The sequence below is a fragment of the Campylobacter sp. 2457A genome (genome assembly GCF_020135895.1).
Lineage (GTDB): Bacteria > Campylobacterota > Campylobacteria > Campylobacterales > Campylobacteraceae > Campylobacter_D > Campylobacter_D taeniopygiae.
This window is the reverse complement of sequence record NZ_JACHTO010000076.1, coordinates 1-736: the sequence shown is the minus strand read 5'-3', so window position 1 is coordinate 736 and position 736 is coordinate 1. Positions and strand designations below refer to the sequence as shown.

General features: G+C 26.1%; 1 protein-coding gene. It reads right to left on the bottom strand.

Annotation, left to right across the window (positions count from 1 at the left end):
• Positions 1–736, bottom strand: a 736-nt coding sequence (locus H2280_RS08385) for a Cj0814 family flagellar-dependent secreted protein (RefSeq protein WP_442862348.1), incomplete at both ends; no start/stop codon positions are given.

Sequence of the window (736 nt, the reverse complement as noted above, 5' to 3'; positions counted from 1 at the left end):
TTTTAAAAAACTCATAAATAAATCTTCTTTAGTATAAGTTCCATCTTCATTTTTTGGATAAAATGACATATCAGGATTAAAAGTATCTCTTGCACTGTCTTGATCTAAATTTTGAGTTTGCATACTTTGAGGAGTAAAATTTAATGGCTGCAATCCTGTATTGATACTTGCAATTGTTCCTAATTGTTCCATTTCATCGTATTGCTCTTGGGTGTTGTAATAATTTGTAATTTGCAATTTATCATAATTTTTTGGCATAACACCTATGGTTTTGTCATTACTAGAATAACTTACACCTTTAGGTAAACTATTTAAATCTGCTTCACTAAAACTTGTTTTATTGGTATCGTTAAAAGTATGATTTATAATTTGATTAAATTGATTATAGTATTGTTTAATAGTATTTGCCATATCTATATTATCATAATATTTATCCACACCTAGATATTCTTTTATTTTTGCATTATAAAAGTTATTTTCAGCCACTCTCTCTATCTCATCTAAAGTAGATTTATGTATTTTAAAATCTTTTGGTAATCCTGCAGCTTCATTAAAGTCTTCTCCCATATAACCATCTTTATCTACACTATAACCATAGGCTGTATTGCTACTTATATCTGCTTGTTTGAATTTTAAAGTATAAATAGAGTTTTTAAATTCACTAGATATATCATAATTAGGAGAATTTGTTTTACTTATACTAAAATTAGTGTTATTGCTAGTATTTGTTGTATTG